The following is a 1,002-nucleotide window of genomic DNA, read 5'->3' as shown; positions in this document are numbered from 1 at the left end:
CCAGAGATGGATTGGTGCCTTCGGGAACATTGAGACAGGTGCTGCATGGCTGTCGTCAGCTCGTGTCGTGAGATGTTGGGTTAAGTCCCGTAACGAGCGCAACCCTTGTCCTTAGTTACCAGCACGTCATGGTGGGCACTCTAAGGAGACTGCCGGTGACAAACCGGAGGAAGGTGGGGATGACGTCAAGTCATCATGGCCCTTACGGCCTGGGCTACACACGTGCTACAATGGTCGGTACAGAGGGTTGCCAAGCCGCGAGGTGGAGCTAATCCCATAAAACCGATCGTAGTCCGGATCGCAGTCTGCAACTCGACTGCGTGAAGTCGGAATCGCTAGTAATCGCGAATCAGAATGTCGCGGTGAATACGTTCCCGGGCCTTGTACACACCGCCCGTCACACCATGGGAGTGGGTTGCACCAGAAGTAGCTAGTCTAACCTTCGGGAGGACGGTTACCACGGTGTGATTCATGACTGGGGTGAAGTCGTAACAAGGTAGCCGTAGGGGAACCTGCGGCTGGATCACCTCCTTAATCGACGACATCAGCTGCTCCATAAGTTCCCACACGAATTGCTTGATTCATTGAAGAAGACGATAAGAAGCAGCCCGAAATTGGGTCTGTAGCTCAGTTGGTTAGAGCGCACCCCTGATAAGGGTGAGGTCGGCAGTTCGAATCTGCCCAGACCCACCAATTTTTGTGTGGGATCCTGTAGCAATACGGGGCCATAGCTCAGCTGGGAGAGCGCCTGCCTTGCACGCAGGAGGTCAACGGTTCGATCCCGTTTGGCTCCACCACTACTGCTTCTGATTGTATAAAGCTTAGAAATGAGCATTCCATCGTGATGGTGGTGAATGTTGATTTCTAGTCTTTGGCTAGATCGTTCTTTAAAAATTTGGGTATGTGATAGAAAGATAGACTGGATAACACTTTCACTGGTGTTTATTCAGGCTAAGGTAAAATTTGTGAGTTTAATCGCGAATTTTCGGCGAATGTCGTCTT

The 1,002-nt window shown here is 51.3% G+C and carries 2 tRNA genes and 1 rRNA gene; all 3 read left to right on the top strand.

From position 1 onward, the window contains the following. A 16S ribosomal RNA gene (locus tag IB254_RS29350) occupies nt 1–534 on the top strand; the annotation flags it as partial. An 82-nt stretch (nt 535–616) separates the two neighbouring features. Continuing rightward, a tRNA-Ile gene (locus tag IB254_RS29345) sits at nt 617–693 on the top strand. A 28-nt stretch (nt 694–721) separates the two neighbouring features. Continuing rightward, nucleotides 722–797: transfer RNA gene (locus tag IB254_RS29340), tRNA-Ala, on the top strand. Nucleotides 798–1,002: the final 205 nt, after the last annotated feature.

The sequence above is a fragment of the Pseudomonas sp. PDM03 genome (genome assembly GCF_014852385.1).
In the GTDB taxonomy this organism is placed as follows: domain Bacteria; phylum Pseudomonadota; class Gammaproteobacteria; order Pseudomonadales; family Pseudomonadaceae; genus Aquipseudomonas; species Aquipseudomonas migulae.
The sequence above is the reverse complement of the archived record's forward strand: the minus strand, read 5'-3'. Positions and strand labels throughout refer to the sequence as shown.